The sequence below is a fragment of the Salipiger bermudensis genome (assembly GCF_019801965.1).
Taxonomy (GTDB): Bacteria; Pseudomonadota; Alphaproteobacteria; order Rhodobacterales; family Rhodobacteraceae; genus Salipiger; species Salipiger bermudensis_A.
On record NZ_JAHVIA010000002.1, the window covers coordinates 232,582 to 256,735 of the forward strand.

Consider the following 24,154-nt stretch of genomic DNA (forward strand, 5'->3'; position numbering starts at 1 on the left):
GGCGACCGCGCGCGTCTGCGTGAACGGTTCTACGGCGCCACCTTCACGGTGCTCGCGCGGCTATAAGCCTGTCATCGCCCGCCCCGGCGCGGGACAATGATGCCTCGCGCCCAGCCCAGCTATTCCAAATTCCGGAGAGGAACCCATGTCCGGCAAGACGCTCTACGACAAGATCTGGGATGCCCATGTCGTCCAGCAGGACGAAGACGGCACCTGCCTTCTGTATATCGACCGCCACCTCGTGCACGAGGTGACCTCGCCGCAGGCCTTCGAGGGCCTGCGCATGACCGGCCGCACCGTGCGCGCGCCGCAGCGCACGATCGCCGTGCCCGACCACAACGTGCCGACCACGACCGACCGTGCCAACGGCATCGAGAACGAGGAAAGCCGCATCCAGGTCGAGGCGCTCGACAAGAACGCCAAGGATTTCGGGGTCAACTACTACCCCGTCAGCGACATCCGCCAGGGCATCGTCCACATCGTCGGCCCCGAGCAGGGCTGGACCCTGCCTGGCATGACCGTGGTCTGCGGCGACAGCCACACCGCGACCCACGGCGCCTTCGGCGCGCTGGCGCATGGCATCGGCACCTCCGAGGTCGAGCACGTGCTCGCCACGCAGACGCTGATCCAGTCGAAGTCGAAGAACATGAAGGTGGAGATCACCGGTCAGCTGCGCCCGGGCGTCACCGCCAAGGACATCACCCTGTCGATCATCGGCCACACCGGCACCGGCGGCGGCACCGGCTACGTCATCGAGTATTGCGGCGAGGCGATCCGCTCGCTGTCGATGGAAGGCCGGATGACGGTCTGCAACATGGCGATCGAGGGCGGCGCCCGCGCCGGCCTGATCGCGCCCGACGAGACCACCTTCGAGTATGTGAAGGGCCGTCCCCATGCCCCGAAGGGCGCCCAGTTCGAGGCGGCGCTGGCCTGGTGGAAGACGCTCTATTCCGATGACGACGCGCATTGGGACAAGGTCGTCACCATCCGCGGCGAGGACATCGAGCCGGTCGTCACCTGGGGCACCTCGCCCGAGGACGTACTCGGAATCTCGTCGACCGTGCCGGCGCCGGAGGATTTCACCGGCGGCAAGGTCGAGGCGGCCAAGCGCGCGCTGCAATACATGGGGCTCGAGGCCGGCCAGAAGCTCACCGACATCAAGATCGACACGGTGTTCATCGGCTCCTGCACCAACGGCCGCATCGAGGATCTGCGCGCCGCGGCGGCAATCCTCAAAGGCAAGAAGATCAAGGATGGCATGCGCGCCATGGTGGTGCCGGGCTCCGGCCTCGTGCGCGCCCAGGCCGAGGAAGAGGGCCTGGCCCAGATCTTCATAGACGCAGGCTTCGAGTGGCGCATGGCGGGCTGCTCGATGTGCCTTGCGATGAACCCCGACCAGCTCGCCCCCGGCGAGCGCTGCGCGGCGACGTCCAACCGCAACTTCGAAGGCCGCCAGGGCAAGGGCGGACGCACCCACCTGATGTCGCCCCAGATGGCGGCGGCGGCGGCGCTCACCGGTCACCTGACCGATGTGCGCGACCTGATGGAGGCGCCGGTCGAGGCCTGAGGCACCGCGCGGCACCGGCCCTGACCGGGGAAGGAGAGAGGGCGATCAGGCCTTGCGAAGCTCGGTTTCCGACTTCAGCACCTCGTCGCCATCCTCCTGCTCGATCCGGTAGGCCGGCTCGTTCTCAGAGGCGTCGCGCGTGACCTCGCTGCCCTTGATCTTGAGGGTGGTCTTGCGCGTGTACTTCTTGACGATCGTGCCGGTCCCGGTGCCGTTGCCCCAGTCCCATTCGACCTTGCTGCCTTCGCTGTAAGACATCGCTGAACTCCTGGTATATCCTGGCGGCAAACGCCGGCCCTCCGGCGCCGGTTCCGCCCTCCGAAAGGACCCCGAGATGGAAAAATTCGAAAAACTGACCGGGATCGCGGCCCCGATGCCGCTGGTCAACATCGACACCGACATGATCATCCCCAAGCAATTCCTGAAGACGATCAAGCGCTCCGGCCTCGGCGTGCACGCCTTCGACGAGATGCGCTACCTCGATGACGGCTCGGAAAACCCCGATTTCGTGCTCAACAAGCCGGCCTACCGCGAGACCCAGATCCTCGTCGCGGGCGACAATTTCGGCTGCGGCTCCTCGCGTGAGCACGCGCCCTGGGCACTGGCCGATTTCGGCATCAAGGCGGTGATCTCCACCTCCTTCGCCGACATCTTCTACAACAACTGCTTTAAGAACGGCATGCTGCCGATCGTGCTGCCGCAAGAGGCGGTGGACGTGCTGATGAAGGACGCCGAGAAGGGCGCCAACGCCCGCATGACGGTGGATCTCGAGAACCAGGTGGTCACCACCTCGGACGGCGAGGAATTCCGCTTCGAGATCGACAGCTTCAAGAAGCACTGCCTGCTGGAAGGGCTCGACGATATCGGCCTGACCATGGAGAAGGTCGGCGCGATCGACAGCTTCGAGGCGCAGGCCGAACAGAGCCGCCCCTGGGTCTGATCCCGGCGCGACCACGAAACTCGAAAGGCGGGGATCGCGTGTCCCCGCCTCTTCTCTTTTCTTGAGCCTCGCGCCTCCGTCTCCGTCCGGCCTGCCTCCGGCGGGGATATTTTTGGCCAGAAGAAGCCAGAGGCGCTCTGCCCCCTGCTTCTTCTGGCCTGAAATATCCCGGGGGAGTCGCCGCAGGCGGCGGGGGCAGCGCCCCCATCGGCACGACGGGTGTCAGCCGGTGCGCGACAGGTCCATCTCGGGCACCGCGTCACCGATCACCAGCTCTGCATCGGTGGCTGCGACCACCTGTTCGACGCTGACGCCCGGGCCGGTCTCGAGCAGGTGCAGCCCGTCTGCGCGCGGCTGCATCACCGCGAGCTCGGTGACGATCAGGTCGACGCAGCGCTGCGAGGTCACCGGCAGGGTGCATTCCGGCACGATCTTGGAGGCGCCCTTGGCGGTGTGGATCATCGCCACGATGACCTTCTTGGCACCGGTCACGAGGTCCATCGCGCCGCCCATGCCGGGGACGAACTTGCCCGGGATCATCCAGTTGGCGAGATGGCCCTTCGCATCCACCTGCAGCCCACCCAGCACGGTCAGGTCGAGATGGCCGCCGCGGATCAGCCCGAAGGAGAAGGCGCTGTCGATGATCGAGGCGCCGGGCACCGCCGAGACGAAGGTGCCGCCGGCATCGGTGAGGTGGCGGTCGGTCATGCCCTCGGGCGGGCGGTGGCCCATGCCCACGACGCCGTTCTCGGCCTGGAAGAACACGCCGAGGCTCTCGTCGAGGTGGTCGGAGACCAGCGTCGGGATGCCGATGCCGAGATTGACCAGCGACTTCGGCCGGATCTCGAGCGAGACGCGGCGGGCAATGATTTCCTTCGGGTCCATGGTCTGAAAATCTCGCATCACGCAGCCCTCTTGATCACATGGTCGACCAGCACGCCCGGGGTCTTGACCGCATCCGGCGGAATCACCCCCACCGGAACGATCTCTTCCGGCTCGGCGATCACCACGTCGCCGGCCAGCGCCATGATCGGATTGAAGTTGGTCGCCGACAGCATGTAGGCGAGATTGCCCACGTAATCGCAGCTGCGCGCCGCGATCAGCGCGAAATCGGCCCGCAGCGGCGGCTCGAGCAGGTAGGTCTTGCCCTCGACCTCGACGGTCTGCTTGCCCTCGGCGATCAGCGTCCCGAGCCCGGTCGGCGTCAGGATGCCGCCAAGCCCCATGCCGGCGGCGCGGATGCGCTCGACGAAAGTGCCCTGCGGCACCAGCTCGACCTCGAGCTCGCCGGCCTGCATCTTCTCCTGCACCACCGGGTTCACCCCGATGTGGCTGCCGATGAACTTCTTCACGCAACCGGCGCTGACCAGCGGGCCGACCCCGGTATGCGGCCGCGCGGCATCGTTGACGATCATCGTCAGGTCGCGCTTGCCGGCCTCGGCCAGGGCGCGGACGATGCCGTCCGGCGTGCCCACGCCCATGAAGCCCGAGAGCATCACGCGGGCGCCGTCGGGGATCATCTCCACGGCCTCCTGCATGCTGATTGCCTGGTGCATGGTGTCATTCCTCCTGTTCGGCTCGCAACTGTCGGGATCGGTAAAGACCTTTCCACGGGCCAAGACCTTGCGGTAGGTCAAACACTTGGCGAATTCGCCTTTTCCGTGTTTCGGGCCAGGGATGCCCATATCTTGTGGGTGAGAACGCTGGCGCCACAATCGGACCGTGTCTGATGCAAAAACGCACCGATCTGAACACGAAACCGCCCGAATCTCAGTCCTTTGCTTCATGGATCCTTGCCGCAGCTCAGGAAAGTAGGCAAAAATTGGGCAATATTGAGGCATACCGTCCGCGTGGCGGCGCTCGGCGAAATCAGGTGCATGGCAAAGAACCATGTCCGGCCGGGCCAAAGGGGCAGGACCATTGATCAAGCGTATGGTGAAAGCCGGGGCGCGCGCCGTCCTTATTGCATTGCTGGTGGCGATGCCGGCGTTGCTGTTGCCGCAGACCACGGCGGACGCGACCCAGATGATCGCGCTGCTGGCGCTGGTCGGGGCGCTGCTGACCTTCGTCGAGTATATTGGCGACTATCCCTCGATCATCGAGTTCCGCGATGCGCCGCCGTTCAACCGGCTGCGTTTCCTGGCGCTCTTCGCGACGGTGCTGATCCTGACGCTGATCTGTCGCGGCGAGGTCTACCCGTCGGTGCTGAGCCAGTGGTTGCGCGAGCTTGGGCGCGGCGTCGGCGACGTGCTCGATTTCCCCTATTCACCGGTGCGCCTGATGGTGCTCAGCGCCTCCGAGGAGATGTCGCTCGAGCAGGTCGACCTGATCCGCACCCATGCGGGCATCGCCTACCTGGTGTCGATGATGACGCTGGGGCTCTTCGTGCTGATCGTGCGGGTGCTGAACTGGCCGATCCGAAAGGGCGCGTTCAACTTCTGGGTCAACCTGCCGCTGTTCGACCCGACCGCCGGCGGTGATGTGCTGCGCCGGCTCAAGCGCGATGCCCATGTTAACGTGGCATTAGGGTTTCTTCTGCCATTCCTGATCCCGGCACTGATGAAACTGGCGGCGCAGGCGATCGAACCGATGTCGCTGGCGGACGCCCAGACCCTGATCTGGATCACGAGCGCATGGGCCTTCCTGCCGGCAAGCCTGATCATGCGCGGCGTCGCGTTGATGCGGATTGCCGAGCTGATCGAAGAAAAGCGCCGCCGCGCCTACGCGCAGGCGGATCTGCAGGCGGCCTGAGCCTTCTCCTATCGCTGTTCCTGACGCTGCCTCTGCTGGCCGAACCGCTGCGGCTGGCCACCTGGCATGCCGACCTGTCGCGCGACGGGCCGGGGTTGCTTCTGCGCGATTTGCGCAAGGGCGAGGGCACGGGGCTGGTGGCCGAGATCGCCGCCGTCGCGCCGGATGTGCTGCTGCTGACGGATATTGATTTCGATCACGACGGCGTTGCCTTGGGGGCGCTCGCGGCGCGGCTGGAGGCGGCGGGGCTGGCCTATCCGCATCGCTTCGCGCCGCGGCCCAACGCGGGCTTGCCGACCGGGCGCGATCTCGATGGCGACGGGCGGCTCGGCGGGCCGAGGGATGCGCAAGGCTACGGGCTGTTCTCGGGGCAGGGGGGCATGGCGCTGCTCTCGGCGCGCCCCCTGCGGCTGGAGGCGGATTTCACCGCCATGCTCTGGCGTGAACTGCCCGGCGCGCGGATGCGCAGCGAGGACCCGGCGCCGGAGCTGCAGCGGCTGTCCTCGGACGCGCATTGGGTCATCGGCATCGAGGGCGGACCGACGCTTCTGGCATGGAACGCGACGCCGCCGGTCTTCGACGGGCCGGAGGATCGCAACGGCCGCCGCAATGCCGACGAGCTGGCGCTGTGGCGGCGATATCTGGAGGGCGCGCTTGGGGAGCCGCCCGAGTGGCCGGTGCTGATCGGCAATGCCAATCTCGACCCCGAACGCGGCGAGGGGCTGCGGCAGGAAATGCGCGGCCTGCTGGGCGATCCGCGTCTGCAGGATCCGCTGGCGGGGCGGGCGACGGTGGCTTGGGAGCAGACCGGGCCGATGCGGGTGAGCTACATCCTGCCCGCCGCCGGGCTCGCCGTGCGCGACGCCGGCGTGCGCCCGGCCATCGACGGCCAGCGCCACCGGCTGGTCTGGGTCACGCTGGAGCTGCCCTGACGGGCGCCGCCGGGCCCAGCCTTTCTTGACCATTCCGCCCCCAGCGGCTACCGGGTTCGGGACATTCCGAGGAGAGGATATTCCCATGAGCAACCCTTCGCTTCTCATCCTGCCGGGTGACGGCATCGGCCCCGAGGTGATGGCCGAGGTCCGCCGGATCATCGACTGGTACGGCGACAAGCGCGGCCTCGCCTTCGATGTGAGCGAAGACCTCGTGGGCGGCGCGGCCTACGACAAGCACGGCACGCCCCTGCACGATGACACGATGGCAAAGGCCCAGGAGGTCGATGCCGTCCTGCTCGGCGCCGTGGGCGGCCCGAAATACGACGTCCTCGATTTCTCGGTGAAGCCCGAGCGCGGCCTGCTGCGCCTGCGCAAGGAGATGGATCTCTACGCCAACCTGCGCCCGGCCCAGTGCTTCGACGCGCTGGCCGATTTCTCGTCGCTGAAGAAGGACGTGGTCGCCGGGCTCGACATCATGATCGTGCGCGAGCTGACCTCGGGCATCTATTTCGGTGAGCCGCGCGGCATCATCGAAGAGGGTAACGAGCGCGTCGGCATCAACACCCAGCGCTACACCGAGTCCGAGATCGACCGCGTCGCGCGCTCGGCCTTCGAGCTGGCCATGCGCCGCGGCAAGAAGGTCTGCTCGATGGAGAAGGCCAACGTCATGGAGTCGGGCATCCTCTGGCGCGAGGTGGTGACCGAGGTCGGCAAGGAATACCCCGAGGTCGAGCTGAGCCACATGTACGCCGATGCCGGCGCCATGCAGCTCTGCCGCTGGCCCAAGCAGTTCGACGTCATCGTCACCGACAACCTGTTCGGCGACCTGCTCTCGGATGCCGCCGCGATGCTGACCGGCTCGCTTGGCATGCTGCCCTCGGCCTCGCTCGGTGCGCCGATGGAAAACGGCCGCCCCAAGGCGCTCTACGAGCCGGTGCACGGCTCGGCGCCGGACATCGCAGGGCAGGGCAAGGCGAACCCGATCGCCTGCATCCTCTCCTTCGCCATGGCGCTGCGCTACAGCTTCGACCAGGGCGCCGAGGCCGAGCGTCTCGAGAAGGCGATCGAGACCGTGCTGGCCGACGGTGTTCGCACCGCCGACTTGCTCGGCGAAGAGGGCGTGACCCCGGTCTCGACCTCGGGCATGGGCGACGCGATCCTCGCGGCGCTCGACGCCAGCCTCTGAGGCAGTGCCGCGCCCGAAGGGGCCGGGATTTGATGCATACGCGGGCGGCTCCGGACAGGGCCGCCCGTTTTCGTCTGCGCGGCTCAGTCCGGCTCGGCCGGGGCCACCTGGAGCCGGTCGGCGACCGGCATCTCGGGGCGGTCGAGTGCCGCCAGTTCGCCGTAATGCACCGCGCGCGCCGCGTGGTGGGCGGCGTGGCTGAGCCAGCGCATGGCGTCGGTCAGGCCGAACAGGTCGCGCACCTCGACGAGACCTGCATGTTCGCGCAGCAGCACCGAGCGCCTCAGCCGCTGCGTGCGCCCCTCGATCAGCCGCGCCAGCCGGGCGAGCGCCGCCGCGTCGATCCGGCTCGGGCGCTGCGCGGCACGGCGCATCGCCGCTCCCAGCGCCAGCGCCGGGCGCTGCAGCCCGACATCGACCAGCAGGCGGCGCATCTGGTCCTCGCGGGTGAGCCGGTGGGCGAGGCGGGTCATGTGATCGTACTGGTGCAAGAGCGCGGCGTAGCGGTTGGTGGCGGGCGCGTCATCCGGCGCGACCGAGATCTGCGACAGGAACGCATGGAGATCGTCGAGCGCCGGCTCGAGCCGCATCACCGCGCCGGAGGGCAGGGGGCCGCCCTGCGGCTGGAGATAGTGCCCGCCGGCGCGGAACATCTCGCACAGGATGCGGTTGGCGCAGGTCTCGGCGCCATCCATTGCGGCGTTGGCGTCGCCCAGCAGTCTCCGGTCGAGCGATTCGGTAAGCGCCGCGCCGCGCCCGGGCACGAGGCGCTCGATCAGCCGTGCGAAGGGCGCGGTCAGCGGCAGCATCACCGCCGCGCCGATGATGTTGAAGAGCGTGTGGAAGGTGACCAGCGCGGCGGGATCCTGCGGCGCGAAGGCCCGTGAGAGCAGTGGCACGATCAGCCCCAGCAGGGCGAAGGCCACGGCGCCGGTGACGATGTTGTAGGCGGTGTGGGCGATGGCGGTGCGGCGCATGTCGCGCGAGCCCCCGACGGTGGCGAGAATCGCGGTGAAGGTGGTGCCCACGTCCATGCCGATGACCAGCGCCGCCCCCTGTCCCAGCGTGATGGCGCCGGAGGAGAGCAGCACCAGCGTCGTCGCCACCCCGGCGCTCGAGGACTGGATCACGATGGTCACCGCCGCGCCGAGCAGCAGAAGCAGGGCGCGGCCGCCAAGACTGTCGGATGGCAGGATCTCGGGCGAAAGCCAGCTCTCGAAGCCGGCGGTGGCCTCCTTCATCATGTCGAGCCCGATGAAGACAAGGCTGAACCCGGCGAGCAGCGTGCCGAGCCGCGCCAGCCGCCCGCGCGCCATGGTCGCGGTCAGCGCGCCCACCAGCAGCCCCGGCAGCGCGATGGTGCCGAGCGAGAGCTTCAGCCCGAGCAGCGCGACGATCCAGCCGGTGATCGTGGTGCCGACATTGGCGCCGTAGATCACCCCGATGGCCTGCGGGAAGCTCAGGAGCCCCGCGCCGACAAAGCCGATCACCGTCACCATCGTCGCCGAGGAGGACTGGATGACCGCGGTGGTGGCCGCGCCAGAGAGCGCACCGGTCAGCGGCGAGGTGGTGAAGCGGGCGAGGATGGCGCGCATCTGTCGGCTGGCGAGGTCGCGCAGGGCGCCGGTCATCGACTGCATCCCGAAGAGGAACAGCCCGATGCCGCCGAGAAGGCTCAGAACCTCGATGCTCATGCGATGATCTCCTGCGAAATCATCGCATTCGCGCAAATCCGCCGCAAGCGTGGCGCAGGGACGCAGCGACCTCTTGTTGGGGCGCAAAACCAGTGTAAGGGTCGATTCATCTCCGTTTCGTAGAGTCGATCACCGTCATGGGACACAATGCCAAAGGCGCGCTTTTCGCGCTGCTCTCCTTCGCGCTCTATTCCGCCCATGACGTGGTGGTGAAGCTGCTCGGCGCGGTCTACAGCCCGTTCCAGATCGTGTTCTTCTCGGTGTTGCTCAGCTTCCCGCTGGTCAGCCTCATGCTGATCCGCGACACGACGCCGGGCCACCTTCGTCCGATCCACCCTTGGTGGACGGCGCTGCGCACCGTCTCGGCGGTGATCACCGGGCTTTGCGCCTTCTATGCCTTCTCGGTGCTGCCGCTGGCGCAGACCTACGCCATCATCTTCGCCCAGCCGCTGCTGATCACCGTGCTGGCGATTCCCATCCTCGGCGAGCAGGTGCGCCTGCGCCGCTGGATCGCGGTGCTGGTGGGCCTTGCCGGGGTGATCGTGGTGCTGCGCCCGGGCACCACAGAGCTGACGCTGGGCCATGCGGCGGCGCTGGTGGCGGCCTGCTGCGGCTCGCTGTCGTCGATCGTGGTGCGCAAGATCGGCCACGAGGAGCGCTCGGTGGTGCTGCTCCTCTACCCGATGATGACCAACTTCGTGATGATGGCCATCGCGCTGCCCTTCGTCTACCAGCCGATGCCGATCGAGCATCTCGGCGGGGTCGGCGTGATGGCGGTGCTGGCGCTGATCGCCTCCTTCGTGCTGATCGCGGCCTACCGCGCCGGGGAGGCGGTGATCGTGGCGCCGATGCAGTATTCGCAGCTGCTCTGGGCCACGCTCTACGGCGCGCTGATCTTCGACGAATGGCCCGACCGGATGACGCTGGCGGGCGCGGTTCTGATCATCGGCTCGGGGGTTTATATCGTGCTGCGCGAGGGCCGGGGCCGCTCGTCCGAGAACACGCCGGTGCTGCGTACGCGGACCCGTTTCGAGACCGGCACCAGCCTGCGCATCGGGCCGCTTCTGAGGGCGATGCGGCGGCGCGAGAAAACCGTGCAAAAGACCGCGCAATGACCCTTGCCAAGGTCGGCGGGCTGGGGTATTCCGCCCGCCACGGTCGGAGTGTAGCTCAGCCTGGTAGAGCACTGTCTTCGGGAGGCAGGGGCCGGAGGTTCGAATCCTCTCACTCCGACCAATGAAAAAGGCGCCTTCGGGCGCCTTTTTCATTTCTGAGACAGTTCCCTTTGGTTCGTTGAACCTGACACCTAGTCGAACTCCAGAGCCCTCGCCGCTTTGCGAAGGTGTTCCGGGCTGTATCGAGCATATGTCGAGGCAGTGATCCTCGAATCGGAATGTCCGAGATACTGAGCGATCTCGTCCATCGGGATACCTGCCTCAGCCATGTGGACCGCCGCGGTGTGCCGCAGGACATGCGGAGACACGTCAGGCAAGCCTGCTTCCAACGCTGCGGTTCTGAAGCCCTTCTTGATCGTGTTGACGGGGCCCCCTGCCCATTCCACTACATGGTCAGACAAAGCTGCCTTCTTCGCTTCCACAAGCGCCAGACGGAGGCTATCAGTCATCGGAACGATGGCTCGCCCCTTCCTCTGCCCTTCGCCTGTCCGGAGGTTGATCTGGCGACGCTCGAAGTCCACGCGATCCCAGGTCAATTCCAAAACCGCGGTCACCCGCGCGGCGGTTGAGAGCAACAGTCTAATGGCGAGCTTGATGTGCGGCGCGCATTCGGTCTCGAGCAGTCGCTGGATCTCCTGGCGCGACAGATACCTTTCCTTGGGGTCAGGCTTATTGGGACGCTCGACATAAGGCGCTCGCTCGATCAACCCTGTCTTCTCTGCCCAGTTCAAGCAGGTTCTCAGCTTGCCGAGCTGCGTCCAGATTGTTCCATCCTTCACGCCGGCGCGTCTCCGGTCCGCGATGTAGGCCTTGCAGTCCTGAACAGCAATCTGATCAGGGCGGAAGGCGCCGAACCAAGGCAAGACCGAGCGTCCCGTATACTCCATGCTCTCGTGAACCGGGCGGCCTATGACCGTCTCGCTGTAGGCTTTCCAGATTGCCTCCACTGTCAGTTCACTCGCTCGCGCTGTCTGTGCGAGGATGATGTCGCGTGCTTCTGCTTCCGCGGCTTCAAGGGTGCGTGCTTCAAGACGATACCTGCGCCTGCGTCCATCTTCCTCTCGCCAAGTGACGACGAAGCGATCGTGAAGTCGACCGATGCGGTATTCATGCACTGCTCATATTCCTCTACTGCCTGCGCCGGGATGCGAAACTGTCTGCCGACCCTGAAATTCTTGATTTTGCCTGATTTACAAAGCTGACGAACGGTTTCGGAGCTGCAGCTCCAGCGTTCAGCCAGGGTGAGAGGTGTAAAAGGGGGCGACATCGATGCACTCCATTCTGCTCGTGATGCCTCCACTATAGCGGTGCGCGAGCCGCACTGCTTCGAGAGCTATCACGTATCCGTGAACATCGTGTTGAACGATACCACTGGAGGGTCGCGGATCGTGGAGGGCTTCAACGATTGCAAGCAAACGGGATTCGTCTTTCGGTATCATTTTGTGGGTGCGGCAATTGGAGGTTTCGGCAATTTGATGTGCCATACGGTCAGACTGCGAAGATCGCGGACGGGGTTCGACAGATCGGAGTGACATCACGGATATCCGACCGCTGGCGACATGAGCCGTAATCAGCTTCAGAGGTTTGGAGAGCTCGAGCAGGGGGACGCCAGGCTGAGCTAGCCCTTTCGAATCTATCACGCGCCAAACTCTCTTGTCATGAACGGCGCGATGAAGCCGCTGAATCTTGAGCGTTGCTACTTTTCTGAAAGCATGTCCGGCCAGAGTTTGTGCTTCTGAGCGCGGCGCCTATCGAGACTGTGGCCGCGTCGATCCACGCCACGCAAGCGGCCTGCCTGCGGCTGGCATGGTCTGCTGGCCGCTGCAAAACCCTCCACATCCGCAGGGAGGGCTTCGAAGCTGACTACTACTTTCGTTTTACTTTTGACAAACCATATTTACAAAAGAAGTGCCTTTCGCTCTATTCGGCGACATGACACGTGAAGCAGACAAACCTGAGACAGCAGCAGGGGCGCCGGGCGTCCTTCGCGATGTGTCCAAGGCGCGGATCGGGGCGCTTGCCGATGCCGAGGTGCTGATCCTGGGTGGAGGTGTAAATGGCGTCGCTACGCTGCGCGAGCTCGCGCTCAACGGCGTGTCCTGCGTGCTGCTCGACCACGGCGATTACGCAAGTGGAGCCAGCGGCGCCTCAAGCCGGATGGCGCATGGAGGGCTGCGTTACCTAGAAGGGCGCGAGTTCCGCCTTGTCGCGGAATCCGCCCGCGAGCGGAACCGCCTGATCGCCAATGCCGGTCATATCGTGAAGCCCCTGAAGATTACCGTGCCTCTCGAGCACCTTGTCTCGGGTCTCGTCGGTTCAGTGTCGCGATTTCTGGGGCTTTCGCGTCGCAGCGGCCCGCTCTCTCTTGCGGCGCTCGAGGGTGCTCTGCGTCTCTACGAAGCATATGGCCGTCGCGAACATCCCCTGCCGGCTCATCAGACGATGTTGCGGCGCGACCGTTTTCCAGAGGGGCTTTCGCCGCGCACCCGTGCGGTCGTTACCTATTACGATGGCCAGATCACCCAGCCCGAAGGCCTGATGTTCGAAATGATCTCCGAGGCGATGGCGCAGGGGCCGCACGTGGCGGTGCTCAACCACGCGACGTGGCACCGCGAGAACGGACAGTTCATCGTTGGCGACAGGTTCAGCGGCGAGGTCTGGCGGCTGGCTCCAAAGGTCGTGGTGAACGCCACAGGCGCCGCGATCGACAAGGTGAACGCGCAACTGGGCGGAAAAACACGATATCTCCGTGGGGTGAAGGGCGCACACCTCGTGCTCGACAACCCTGAACTGCATGCGCGGATGAATGGCCACGCCTTCTACTTCGACGATGGCACCGGTCGCATGATCATCACCCTTCCCGTGGGCGACAACGTGCTCGCCGGCACCACCGAAGTCGAGACCGACGATCCGGAGGACCGATACGTCGCGGAGGGCGAAATCGACTACCTTCTGCAGGCCATGGACGGGCTGTTCTCGGACATCCCGGTCACGTCGGATCAGATCGTTTCAATGACAACCGGGATCCGCCCGCTGCGTCGCGGCGACGGCTCTGTGACGAGCGCCGCACGCGACCATGCGCTTGAAGAGAACATCTTTGCCGGTCTCGATGCGCTGGTCCTGTCGCTGGTCGGAGGCAAATGGACCACGTTCCGCGCATTCGGGGAAGAGGCCGCAGACCGTGCCCTCTCACATCTCGGCCGGAGGCGGAAGGTCTCGACGACCGGCCGACGCTACCCAGGCGCAGCGCCTTGCTTTGCCGACGATATCGTTTGCGAAACCGGCGTCACGCCGCAATTGGCCGAGCGGCTCTTGACGCGCTACGGCGCTATGGCGCGCGCTGCGGCACGATCGTGCACCGGGGCAGGCGCCACGCCTCTGACCGGTGCGCCTGAGTATTGTCACGGCGAGATCGTCTGGGCCATTCGCGAACGCGGCGCGCAGCGGATCGAGGACATCGTCCTTCGGCGCAGCCGCCTGACCTTCGGGCAGGGGCTACGCGACGACACGCTCACCGAGTTGGCTCGGATCCTTCAGGCCGAAACCGGTCGCCCGCGTGCAGATATTACGGCCGAGGTGAAGGCGATCCGGGCGGATCCCCGTCTGATGGGGATGCGCACCCGTTCCGGGGAGGACGCTGCATGAGCGGGGATCTCATCATCGCCATCGACGCCGGTGGAACGGCTGTAAAGGTCGTTGCTTTCGACCTGCAGGGTAATTCCTTCGCCTCGGAAACCGCGGATGTGGAAACGGTGCATTACCCCGACGGCCGGGTGGAGCGCGACGTCGCCGGCTTCTGGCAGGGCACGGTCTCGGCGCTGCGCCGGATCATGGCGGATTGCGCCGGCCGGCGGATCGCCGGCATCGGCTGCACTGGCTTCGGGAATGGCATCTTCCTCGTTGACGAGGGCGGCCATGGCACGCGCCCCGGCATCGTCTCGGTGGACCACCGTGCGCAGCCGTTGGTGGACGAGCTCGAGGCCGAGGGCGCTGGAGCGACCATCGCAAGCATCACCGGGAACCGTATCTGGGGCGGGCAGACCGTGATGCAGGTGGCACAACTTGCGCGCACCGAACCAGAGGTCATGGCGCGAACCCGCTGGGCGCTGGCCTGCAAGGACCTGATCCGCCTGCGGCTGACCGGTGAGGCCCTGACGGACCCGACGGAGGCCAGCGGCGGCGGGATGATGGACATCGCGCGGGGGGGCTATGCAACCGAGGCGTTTCGGCGGATCGGCCTTGCCCCACATGAACATCGCTTGCCTCCTATCGTTGAGAGCGACAGCATCGCCGGCCGTGTCTCGGCCGCTGCCGCCAAAGAGACCGGCCTGCCCGAAGGCACTCCCGTGGCGGGCTCGATGATGGACGTAGCTGCCTGCTCCCTTGGCGCCGGGGCCGTTGATGCGCCTGTGCTCACCATGATCGCAGGGACCTGGTCGATCAACAGCCTCGAGAGCGGTCCGCCCATGGGCGATGGAATTCCGATTCTGAACATGCACTATCGCGGCGTCGGGAAGCGACTGATCGCGGAGGGCAGTCCCTGTTCAGCGGCCAACCTCGGCTGGTTCCTCGAGACCGCCTTGGGACAGCGCATCACGATCGACGAGGCCAATGCGCTGGTTTCCGAAAGCCCCGTCGCGATCCGGCGCTGCCAGTTCCTGCCCTATGTCTTCGGTCCCGAGCCCCGGCGCGGCGGCTTCGTCGACATGGGTGTGACCGACGACCTTGGCTCGATGCTGAGAGCGATCTACGAGGGCGTGGCCTTCCAGTCCCGTCGCCACGCCGAGCACGCCGTGGCACTAGCCGGGCGCCCCTTTCCGCCGAGGATACGGCTTGCCGGAGGCGCGGCGAAATCGCCGGTCTGGGGTCAAATCTTTGCCAATGTGTGCCAGCGGCCCGTCGAGGCCGTGCGCGCCTCGGAGGTCGGGGCCCTCGGCGCCGCGATCTGCGCGGCGGTGGCCTGCGGCGCCTATGCCGATCTCGGTGAAGCGAGCCGCGCCATGTCAGGTGTTGCGCGCTGCCACACACCGGACCCCGCGCTTGCCGGGGTCTACGACGACAGGTTCCGCAGTTTCTGCCGGCTCGACGAAGGGATGGCCGCGTTGCTGGAGGAGGCGGCCCGACACGGCCGCGAGGAGACGACCGAAACCGCATAGGGAGGAAGACCAATGCATCGCAAGACTTTTCTGCTGGGCACGGCGCTCTGCGCTCTGGCCGCACAGGCTCAGGCTCAGGACGAGATGACCTGCAAGGGCGAGGTGCCGACGCTCAACGTCATCGGCCAGGGTATGCCCGCCGTCACCGCGCTGGACGACAAGCTCTCGGAGTTCAACGACAAGTGGGACACTGAGGTGCGCATCACAATGCTGGGCGAGAACGAGCGGCGCGCGAAGGCGCGGCTCGACGCCTCGACCGGTGCCGGCGCCTACCAGGTGCTCTATATCGACGAGGCCAACCTTGCCGAATATGTCTCGGCCGGCTGGGTCTACCCGCTCGACGAGATCGTTCCCGAAAGCTACGATCTGGGCGACTTCCGGACAGACCTGAGCAACGTCGCGACGGTGGACGGAGTGCAGTATTTCGCGCCCTTTGTGGGCGGCGGAGACGTGATGATGTATCGCACCGACCTGCTCGAGCAGGCCGGCATCGAGCCGCCGACGACACTCGACGAGATGGTCGCGGCGATCAAGACGCTCGACGAGGCCGACAACGGTGCACATGGCTGGTCGGCGCGCGGCCAACGCGGCTCGGGCATGAACGTCTGGCGCTGGACGCCGTTCTTCCGTGCCAAGGGCGGCGAATGGCTCGACGAGGGCGACATGCCGGCGTTCAACGGCGAGGCCGGCGTAGCGGCGACCGAACTCTACACCGAGCTCATGGACTACGCCCCGCCGGGCATCGCGACCTTCAACTGGTCGGACTCGGTCGAGGCCTTTCGTGGTGGCCAAGTTGCCATCCTGATCGAGTCCGACGTCTTCGGACCGTGGATGGAAGACCCCGAGAAATCCTCGATCGTGGGCAAGGTCGGCTATGCGCCGCCGCCGGATCCGCTGCCGTCGGCCGGCTGGGCACATGGCTGGGCGGTCTCGAAGGTTGGTGCCTCTGATGACTGCGCGAAGATCGTCGCAGGCGATTTCGTCGGCTGGGCGACGTCGAAGGAGATGGAACAGCGGCGGCTCGAGGCAGGCATCGCGTCCGACATCGGCCGCACCTCGACGCTGCAGAGCGACTCGTTCAAGGAGCTCGTGCCGCAAGACTACATCGACGCGCTGCTCGAGACCGGCCCGAAGACCGACCTGCTGATCATGGCGAGCCCGGTCTGGCCCGAGATCGGCGACACGCTCGGCCTGACGCTCGAGGAGATCTTCTCGGGCACGAGGGACGACGTTCAGGCCGCCCTGGACGAGGCTGCCTTCTTTGCCGAAGACAGCCTGATGCGGCTGAAATAACGCCGCTCTGCCGGCCCGGCGCGCCGTTGCTCCCTTGCGTGCCGGGCCCCATTCCCAAGAAGGATAGGACATGACCCGGAAACGGTTCGTAACCCTGACGCTGGTGCCGGCGATCGGGCTCCTGGCTACGCTGGCGCTCGTCTCGATTGCTGGCGCGGTCTGGTTCGCAGTCATGAACCGCACCCTGCGCTCGCCCGACTACGACTTCGTCGGCGCCTACAATTTCCTGCGCCTGCTGCGTGACCGGCGCTTCTTCAACGCGCTCGAGATCTCGGCCATCTGGGAGGCGGTCACCGTCGCTGGCACGCTGGCGCTTGCTGTCTTCCTTGCGGTGCTAATCTTCGAGACCGTTAAGAAGCCCCTCTACCGAAACCTAATCTGCTTCGCCTTCCTTGTGCCGGTGCTGTTGCCGCGTGTCGCCGCAGCCTTCATCTGGCGGTTCCTCTATTCTCCTTCGCTGGGGGTGCTGAACTATCTCTGCGGCCTCGTGGGGATCGGGCCGGTCGAGTTTCTCGCCGACCCCTCTCTCGCCCTGATCTCGGTGGCGGCGGTCGACATCTGGCAATGGGGGCTCTTTTTCTCCGTGATCCTGTTGAAGCTGCTCGAGACGCTCCCGCGCGATCCCATCGAGGCAGCAATGCTTGACAATGCACGCACTTGGGAAATCCATGCTTTTGTTACGCTGCCGATGCTGAGGGGACCGTTGATCAGTCTCGCGCTGGTCAAGGCGGTGGAGAGCTTGCGCTCGTTTGACCTCATCTTCGTGATGACCGGCGGTGGGCCGGGAACGGCGACGGAGACGCTCGATCTCTACGCATACCAGATGGGGATCAATATGGGGGGGCGGATCTCATACGCCTCGGCCATGTCGCTGCTGTTGCTAGTCGTCACCACTGTTGCCTTCACCATTATCTGGAAAGCGGGGAAGAAATGGGCAAGCTGATTTCCGCGATACTTACCCGAGCGGTGCTGGGGGGGCTGATTGTCGTTGCGCTGGGGCCGATTCTCTGGACCGTGCTCGGCGCCTTCAAGGAACTGAGAGACATCGTCACCCCTGTGCCGAAAGTGTTCTTCGAGCCGACCCTCGACAATTTCGCGACTATCCTGCGCAACCCCACGATCCGCGACGGGCTGCTCAACTCGGTGATCGTTGTTTCGGCCGCCGTGCTGGTCGGCGCGGTGCTGGGCATACCGGCGGCGCATACGCTGGCGCGCCACGCCCGCAAGTGGGGCGACGACGTGCAGTTCTTCGTGTTGTCACTGCGCTTCATGCCGCCGGTCGCCATCGCGATCCCCTTCATCGTGATCTACCTCGACCTCGGCATCTACGACACGCTCTTCGGGCTGGTGCTGGTCTACCTGATCGTAACCGTCTCGACGGTGATCTGGCTTGCCGTGCCGGCCTTCGAACGTGTGCCCCGCAACATCGAGGAAGCCGCCGCCATGGAGGGCTGCGGACCGGCTGAGATCTTCTGGCGCTTCTCCCTGCCGGTGGCCGCGCCGTCGCTCTTCGGCGCGCTGGTCTTCACCTTCGTGCTGGTCTGGAACGAACTGCTGCTGGCGCTCACCCTAGCGGCACAAAACGCCACGCTTCCGGTCGTCGCGGCCTCGATCACGTCGCTCGGCAAGGAGGTGCCCTGGGGCGTCATCAACGCCGCGACGGTGCTCCTGGTGCTTCCGCCGCTCGTCTTCATCGGCCTGCTCATGGGCCTTCTCAACACCATGGTCCGCAGCGGCCCGAAATAGGACACTTTCATGGCCAACATTTCCTGCAACGACATCGTCAAATCCTACGGGGCCCACCCGGTCATCGAGGGGTTGGACCTCGACATTCCCGACCATGAGTTCGTGGTCTTCCTAGGCCCTTCGGGCTGCGGCAAATCCACCATGCTGCGCATGATCGCGGGGCTTGAAGAGGTCACCGGCGGACGTATCGCCATCGGCGGCACCGACGTCACCGACTTGCCTCCGGGCGAGCGCGGCGTCGCCATGGTGTTCCAAAGTTACGCGCTTTACCCGCATATGAGCGTCGCCGACAACATCACTTTCGGCCTGCGCCGGCAGGGCGCCAGCCGCAGCGAAATCGCGCCGCGCCTAAAGCAGGTGGCCGAGCTGCTGGGACTCGAGAAATTTCTCGACCGCAAACCGAAGAACCTTTCGGGCGGGCAGCAACAGCGCGTCGCGATGGCGCGCGCGATGATCAAGACACCGCAGGTGTTCCTCTTCGACGAGCCGCTGTCCAATCTCGACGCCAAGCTGCGCGAAAAACTCCGGACCGAGATCCGCAAGATCCACATGCAGCTCAAGACCACGACGATCTTCGTCACCCACGACCAGCTCGAAGCGATGACCATCGCTGACCGCATCGTGCTGATGCGCGACGGGCGGATCGAGCAGATGGGCACCCCCGACGAGATCTACGAGCGCCCCGCGACGCGCTTCGTGGCCGATTTCATCGGCACGCCCGCGATGAATTTCGTGTCCGCCGACATCGCTGCCGGCGATCGCCTCATTGCACACGGCGAGGGCATGACACTGGAGCTCTCTCGTAGCGCCTTCCCGGATCTTGCACCTGGACAGCGGGTCGAGTTGGGTCTGCGTCCGGCCCGCATGGAGCTTTGCACGCCGGACACGAGCAACGCCATCACTGGCCGCGTGGTGCTGGTCGAGAACATGGGCGCCGAAGGACAGGTCATCACCGAGGTCGCGGGCCGGGAGGTGTCTTTCGTCACGCAGTCGTTCCGCGACCTGTCGCCGGGCGATCCGGTGTCCTTCACGATCTCGCCCGATCATATCCACGTCTTTGACTCATCCACCGGCCACAGCCTTCGCAGGAACTGACCTCATGACCATGACCACCCGCTTTGCCGACAAGATCGCCCGGATTCGCGCCGGGGACTACAAGGCCGGCGATTTCATGATTGCCGATGCCAAGGATGCCGACGTTACCGGCGGCATCACAGCCACCGGATCACGCCGAGACGCCTTGGGTCTTGTCACGGGCGCCCGCACGAGGCCGGAGTTTCTCGATCAGATCCGCAGTGTGATCGAGCAAGACGTGATCGACATCATGCTGACTTCGGCGGGCAATCTCGATGTGCTGAGCGAGACGGGCGCCTTCGAGGGCAGCGCCGTCCAGCCCGCCTTTCGCGGCAACGAGACCACCTGCGTCTGGGGCAACATCCGCGGCGGACGCTACGGCGCTGCCCCGTCCCGTCCTCATCGCGGCGCCGACCTTGCCTTTGCGCCAGGCGATCTGTGCCTCTATTCATTGACCTTCAACAATGACGCCGAGGCCGATGCCCGGATGCTTGAAACCTATGCCGCCTTTCGCCGTGACGCGCGAGACTCCGGCGTGCGGCACTTTCTCGAGGTCTTCAACCCGAACCTGCCCAACGCAGTCGACCCTGACATGCTCGGCACCTATGTCACCGACTGTATCATCCGCCTTCAGGCCAGCATGACCCGCGCGGAGCGGCCCGAATTCCTCAAGGTCGCCTACAACGGCCCTGAGGCGATGGAGCAGCTCGTCGCCCACGACCCCTCCATGGTGGTGGGCGTCCTTGGCGGCGCCGGCGCCACTCACCGCGACACCTTCGAACTCATCGCCCAGTCCGAACGACACGGGGGGCGGCTGGCGCTCTTCGGGCGCAAAATTAATCAAGCCGAGGATCAATGCCGGCTGATCTCCTGGATGCGCCGTGTTGCGGACCTGGATGTCAGCCCGGAGGAGGCGGTGCGTGGCTATCATGCTGATCTCGAGCGCGACGGGCTGCGCTCGGACCGTGCGCTAGACGAGGATATGCGGATCACCAGCGACGTGTTGCGCTTTGACGCCGCTACGGTCTAGCTCTAGTGTGCGCCGCTCCACGACGTAGCACGACGAGGCCCAAGATGGTGCGCTCCAATCACCCTTCCGACCGGATCGTCGCCGAGGTCGCCTGGCTCTACTACATCAAGGGGCTAAACCAGGCCGAGATCGCCAAGCAGCTCGGACTGTCGCGCCCAACCGTCGTGGCATACCTGCGGCTCGCCCGCGAGCGTCAAATCGTTGGCGTGAAGATCCAAGGGGCGCACTTCTGCATCAATGCGCTCGCCGACGGCCTGCGCGAGCGCTTCGGGGTCGAGACGGCCTTTGTCGTGCCCGAAGAGGACAGCGAGGCGGAGACTGCGCAGCAGGTCTGCGAGGCGGCGGCCCAGTTCCTGCCTGACTTCGTCCGGCCGGGCGATACGCTGGGTGTCAGCTGGGGTCAGACCGTGTCCGTTGTGTCCGAGCGGGTGCCGTGGTGGCCGATCGACGGGCTGGTGGTCCGCCAACTCATTGGTTCGATCGCCAACCCGTTGCTGCCGACCTGTGAGAGCTGCACAACCGAGATCGCCCGGCGTCTTTCGGCGCAATGCATAAACCTGAACGCCCCGGCCGTCTGCTCCGAGGCAGGGCTTGCCGACCGGCTGCGCGCTGAGCCGATCATCGCTGCGCAGCTGGACAGGCTGCGCGACTGCAACAAGGCGATCTACTCGCTGAGCCCGTGCACCTTCGACACCCACGTCGTTCAGTTCAATCTCGCCACTGAACAGGACATCTCCGATTACGTTGCAATGGGCGCAGTGGGCATCATCGCCGGCCGCTTCATCGACCGCGACGGGGAGCCTGTTCAAGGCGAGCTCGACCGCCGGATGATTGGTGCCGAACTTGATGTCTTGCGCGAAATGGAAGGGCTGCTGGTGGTCGCAGGACTCGAGAAGCTTGACGCGACGCGCGCGGCCCTGAACGGTGACTACGTCTCTCACGTCGTGCTGGACGCCGGCCTTGCCGAAGCGCTGCTCGGAGACGCCAAGCAAGCGGACTAGAGTGCCTTGCAGGTGCAGCAGCACCATTCTGCGAGACTGAATGCCGATCGGAGCGCGCCTGCGTCAAACCGGCCGAGGCCGGTATGATGGCTGTAGTCGATCTCTAGCAGATGGGAGGCTTTTGCCGTGGCTTCGCCACCGTGGGGTGCTGCTGACCTCATGTCTGTGAATGGAAAATGCCTCAACGACGTTTCGGCAGGCTGCACGATCTACTGCTGCGCTGCGAACTCGCGTCGAGTAGCCCGCTCCTCCTCAGCTCTCTTGAGCGACTTCCTGCTCCTCGTCCAAGGTCGCGGCTCGTCACGTTTTGCGTCGATGAGGTTCCAATTGTCGGAGCGGTTCACCACCTCGATCTTTTCGCGGATCGATCAGAGCAGCGCGACGCGAAAAGCAAAGGCAGGTGCCTTCTCCGAAATGCAGATAGGAGGTTCCGCTCGCCCGGGTGTCCCGGAACCAGAACGCATCCCCTTCGCGTCCGAGCGAAATTTCTAGGGCTTCGTGTTTAGCTGGGCACGATCGCCGGATCCCGGCGGGACGTCGAGCCATTTCTCTCCTGGGGTCTTCCTGCGCGCGAAGCACATACGTTGAGACCTGTCGCGGGGTATCGCTGCCACGGTCACCGGGAGGGCGCACTGGTGGATTTTCGCTGCCTTGGACGCGCGATCGGCTGGGTGGTAGGTGGTCGCGAGCACCCGGGTCGCAGCGACGCAGAGGCACGGAGTGCGTCCTTAGCGGGCTATGCGTTCTCTGCCTGACACCCTACCGCTACATCTAGATGGCCTCTCAGCGACTCGCGCAGCGCCTCGTAGGCCTTGTTTATGCCGGACCTGCCAGGCTTCACTGTCGCGGTCTCGGCCCGGAGCGCAGACACGACAGCGAGACGCAATGGGCATCGTTGATGCTGATCACGCGTAGCCGGCCAAATTCAAGATCGCAACCGTGAGACCTATGACCGCGAAGGCCGCGCAAAATGGGAGAAGTAGCGACTTCGCGGTGACACGTGATTGGTCCTCCATCTCTCTCCACGCAAGCGGCCTTCCGTATCGCAGATCGCTCACTTCCGCGCGGAGTTGTTTGACCTCTGCGCGCAGCTGCTCGATCAATGCACTCGTATCGCCTTCTTCGCTCCGGGTGTGTGCCGCATCACCGGAGCAGCATGGTGGTGAACTCGTCATCTCGCTCTCCCGTGTTCGATGAAGACATCCTGTGGGTCACCGAGAACAAAGTCCAGAAATTCCACCATGCACTCATCGACATCGCCGGAAGACCGATCGCCAGGACCAAGCCCGACCTCCTACGGCACTAGAAGGTGCCGAAGAGGGGGGTGAGCATCCGATACTTTGCGCGCTCCTGCTCGAGAAGCTTCATGGCCTTGGCGCGAGGCACGCGCACTCGAGAAGCAGTCCAGTCATTGCTATGCCCGGTCCGGATACCTCGGTCGTTCAAGAGCTTCGCGACCTCTTTATGGGTCAAACTGACCGGATCGGACTGGTGGCGCAGCACATCAGCGATTTTGTGAATGAGCGTCTCGCTCCTGTCCGACCAAACCTGCACCGCTAGCGGCTGCACACTGTAAATCTCCGGGTTCCCGAAGACTGCGCCTTTCGCGCGCTTCTTTGCCATCTCCTCCTTGGTGCGCCGGGAGATCTCATTTGCCACATGCTCACTGTGCTTATGGCGTGCAGCGCGAGAGGCTGCATCCAGTGAGCTGGGATCCTCGACGCAGACGATCTGTCTCTCATCCGGGAGAACATCGCGAATCTGCTTCTCGAACCCAGCGTGGCGGGTCAAACGGTCCCACCTCCAGACGATGATTTCAGCCTCATCGCACACCGCGTGCTTGAGCGCATTCTGCAGCCCCTGGCGCGCATGGAAGCTTTTCTCCCCGCGACCGGATGCAACGTCCTCATAGACCTCGAGAAGGACGTAACCAGCCTCCTCGGCGAAGGTCTCGATCGCGATCCGCTGGGCTTCAAGGCTCACGCCAATCGTTCCCTGCCTGTCCGTCGAGACGCGTGCGTAGCCGATTGCAAGCTTATTGTGTGCCCTCGCGTTGTGCTGCTCGTCTCTCATCGTGCTCATCTGCGTGGTCTTCCTCATCTAGACGTGTGCTCATGTAGCTAGAGAGCATTATAGCAAGCAGAGAGCTGGATTGATGGAGATGTGTGCGATTTCCTATCCGAGCCCCCTTAGGATCCCACATCGCTTTGAAGGCCGTGCGCTTTTTTTAGGGTAGTTGGCGTCTGTGTCTCGTTGCTCTTGAGGGGCTGGTCAAAGTGGAGGCGCTGCGATCGCCGTCTACGAAGAGCTGGCCGCGGTTCGCGTCATCCCGGCCCTCCTCTGGACCATTCAGGTCCATCGTCTCCACATGGTCGCTAAAGACTGCAGAGCATCCGGCCATGACTTGGCTGAGCAAGAGCGCAACGCTGGTGCTTCTTCAAGAACCTGAGGTCGGACGCAGTGTGGCACGACTAACACGCGCACAGACGCTCTCTGCCCCGTCCTAAGCGCGTTTCTCGTTGGCGTCGCCGGCTTGCCCTGCAAAATGTAAGGGTCGCGTCTGCTGCGTTCCTCAGTCAGCCCCTTGTTTTCTTAGGTCTCCAGGT

20 protein-coding genes, 1 tRNA gene and 1 pseudogene are annotated in these 24,154 nt (G+C 65.0%); 15 read left to right on the top strand and 7 right to left on the bottom strand.

Annotation, left to right across the window (positions count from 1 at the left end):
* Window positions 1–145: 145 nt before the first annotated feature.
* Window positions 146–1,567 (top strand): 3-isopropylmalate dehydratase large subunit, encoded by a 1,422-nt coding sequence (gene leuC / locus KUV62_RS05060; protein WP_222602595.1) that lies wholly within the window; start codon window positions 146–148, stop codon window positions 1,565–1,567.
* Between the two features lie 45 nt (window positions 1,568–1,612).
* Here leuC and KUV62_RS05065 read toward each other — a convergent pair whose 3' ends face one another.
* Window positions 1,613–1,825, bottom strand: coding sequence for a DUF2945 domain-containing protein (locus tag KUV62_RS05065; protein WP_222602596.1), 213 nt, complete (start codon window positions 1,823–1,825; stop codon window positions 1,613–1,615).
* A gap of 76 nt (window positions 1,826–1,901) precedes the next feature.
* On the opposite strand from KUV62_RS05065, the gene leuD reads away from it, so the two are divergent.
* Window positions 1,902–2,507 (top strand): 3-isopropylmalate dehydratase small subunit, encoded by a 606-nt coding sequence (leuD, locus tag KUV62_RS05070; protein WP_222602597.1) that lies wholly within the window; start codon window positions 1,902–1,904, stop codon window positions 2,505–2,507.
* 222 nt (window positions 2,508–2,729) lie between these two features.
* On the opposite strand, the gene KUV62_RS05075 is transcribed toward leuD, so the two are convergent.
* Window positions 2,730–3,410, bottom strand: coding sequence for a 3-oxoacid CoA-transferase subunit B (locus KUV62_RS05075; protein ID WP_222602598.1), 681 nt, complete (start codon window positions 3,408–3,410; stop codon window positions 2,730–2,732).
* Window positions 3,410–4,063: a CoA transferase subunit A gene (locus KUV62_RS05080; RefSeq protein ID WP_222602599.1), complete on the bottom strand. Its 654-nt coding sequence runs from the start codon at window positions 4,061–4,063 to the stop codon at window positions 3,410–3,412. The genes KUV62_RS05075 and KUV62_RS05080 overlap by 1 nt, the downstream gene beginning before the upstream one ends.
* Before the next feature lie 376 nt (window positions 4,064–4,439).
* Here KUV62_RS05080 and KUV62_RS05085 point away from each other — a divergent pair, with 376 nt between their 5' ends.
* The 3 genes from KUV62_RS05085 to leuB all read left to right on the top strand — a co-directional run bounded on the left by KUV62_RS05085 (window position 4,440) and on the right by leuB (window position 7,379).
* A complete protein-coding gene (locus tag KUV62_RS05085) occupies window positions 4,440–5,258 on the top strand; it encodes a hypothetical protein (RefSeq protein ID WP_222602965.1) in 819 nt (272 codons plus the stop codon).
* A 26-nt stretch (window positions 5,259–5,284) separates the two neighbouring features.
* The gene (locus KUV62_RS05090; RefSeq protein ID WP_222602966.1) at window positions 5,285–6,190 is read left to right on the top strand and encodes an endonuclease/exonuclease/phosphatase family protein; all 906 of its coding nucleotides are present in this window, start codon (window positions 5,285–5,287) and stop codon (window positions 6,188–6,190) included.
* Window positions 6,191–6,275: 85 nt separating this feature from the next.
* On the top strand, window positions 6,276–7,379 hold the full coding sequence (gene leuB / locus KUV62_RS05095) for a 3-isopropylmalate dehydrogenase (protein WP_222602600.1): 1,104 nt from the start codon (window positions 6,276–6,278) through the stop codon (window positions 7,377–7,379).
* Between the two features lie 83 nt (window positions 7,380–7,462).
* Here the strand turns inward: leuB and KUV62_RS05100 are convergent, their stop codons facing one another.
* Entirely contained in the window at window positions 7,463–9,073 is a 1,611-nt protein-coding gene (locus tag KUV62_RS05100) for a Na/Pi cotransporter family protein (RefSeq protein ID WP_222602601.1), read from the bottom strand.
* Between the two features lie 137 nt (window positions 9,074–9,210).
* On the opposite strand from KUV62_RS05100, the gene KUV62_RS05105 reads away from it, so the two are divergent.
* Both KUV62_RS05105 and KUV62_RS05110 read left to right on the top strand, forming a co-directional pair.
* Window positions 9,211–10,188: a DMT family transporter gene (locus KUV62_RS05105; protein ID WP_222602602.1), complete on the top strand. Its 978-nt coding sequence runs from the start codon at window positions 9,211–9,213 to the stop codon at window positions 10,186–10,188.
* Between the two features lie 44 nt (window positions 10,189–10,232).
* Window positions 10,233–10,309 (top strand) — tRNA-Pro (locus KUV62_RS05110).
* A gap of 70 nt (window positions 10,310–10,379) precedes the next feature.
* Here KUV62_RS05110 and KUV62_RS05115 read toward each other — a convergent pair.
* Together KUV62_RS05115 and KUV62_RS22860 are read right to left on the bottom strand one after the other, a co-directional pair.
* A complete protein-coding gene (locus KUV62_RS05115; protein ID WP_222602603.1) occupies window positions 10,380–11,363 on the bottom strand; it encodes a tyrosine-type recombinase/integrase in 984 nt (327 codons plus the stop codon).
* A gap of 17 nt (window positions 11,364–11,380) precedes the next feature.
* Window positions 11,381–11,515: pseudogene (locus KUV62_RS22860) on the bottom strand (excisionase family DNA-binding protein); the annotation flags it as partial.
* Between the two features lie 665 nt (window positions 11,516–12,180).
* Between KUV62_RS22860 and KUV62_RS05120 the strand changes: the two are divergent.
* The 8 genes from KUV62_RS05120 (at window position 12,181) to KUV62_RS05155 (ending at window position 21,548) form a co-directional block, all read left to right on the top strand.
* Window positions 12,181–13,893, top strand: a complete 1,713-nt coding sequence (locus KUV62_RS05120; RefSeq protein WP_222602604.1) for a glycerol-3-phosphate dehydrogenase/oxidase — start codon at window positions 12,181–12,183, stop codon at window positions 13,891–13,893.
* Window positions 13,890–15,404, top strand: coding sequence for an FGGY-family carbohydrate kinase (locus KUV62_RS05125; RefSeq protein ID WP_222602605.1), 1,515 nt, complete (start codon window positions 13,890–13,892; stop codon window positions 15,402–15,404). Before KUV62_RS05120 ends, KUV62_RS05125 begins: the two co-directional genes overlap by 4 nt.
* A gap of 12 nt (window positions 15,405–15,416) precedes the next feature.
* Complete coding sequence (locus KUV62_RS05130; RefSeq protein WP_222602606.1) at window positions 15,417–16,697, top strand: ABC transporter substrate-binding protein; 1,281 nt, start codon at window positions 15,417–15,419, stop codon at window positions 16,695–16,697.
* A 70-nt stretch (window positions 16,698–16,767) separates the two neighbouring features.
* Complete coding sequence (locus KUV62_RS05135; protein ID WP_222602607.1) at window positions 16,768–17,640, top strand: carbohydrate ABC transporter permease; 873 nt, start codon at window positions 16,768–16,770, stop codon at window positions 17,638–17,640.
* Entirely contained in the window at window positions 17,628–18,443 is an 816-nt protein-coding gene (locus KUV62_RS05140; protein ID WP_222602608.1) for a carbohydrate ABC transporter permease, read from the top strand. Before KUV62_RS05135 ends, KUV62_RS05140 begins: the two co-directional genes overlap by 13 nt.
* Before the next feature lie 9 nt (window positions 18,444–18,452).
* A complete protein-coding gene (locus tag KUV62_RS05145) occupies window positions 18,453–19,538 on the top strand; it encodes an ABC transporter ATP-binding protein (RefSeq protein WP_222602609.1) in 1,086 nt (361 codons plus the stop codon).
* Window positions 19,539–19,542: 4 nt separating this feature from the next.
* A complete protein-coding gene (locus KUV62_RS05150) occupies window positions 19,543–20,547 on the top strand; it encodes a hypothetical protein (protein WP_261395324.1) in 1,005 nt (334 codons plus the stop codon).
* Between the two features lie 44 nt (window positions 20,548–20,591).
* A complete protein-coding gene (locus KUV62_RS05155; protein ID WP_222602610.1) occupies window positions 20,592–21,548 on the top strand; it encodes a sugar-binding transcriptional regulator in 957 nt (318 codons plus the stop codon).
* A 1,302-nt stretch (window positions 21,549–22,850) separates the two neighbouring features.
* Here KUV62_RS05155 and KUV62_RS05160 read toward each other — a convergent pair.
* On the bottom strand, window positions 22,851–23,630 hold the full coding sequence (locus KUV62_RS05160; RefSeq protein ID WP_222602611.1) for a recombinase family protein: 780 nt from the start codon (window positions 23,628–23,630) through the stop codon (window positions 22,851–22,853).
* Between the last annotated feature and the right edge of the window lie 524 nt (window positions 23,631–24,154).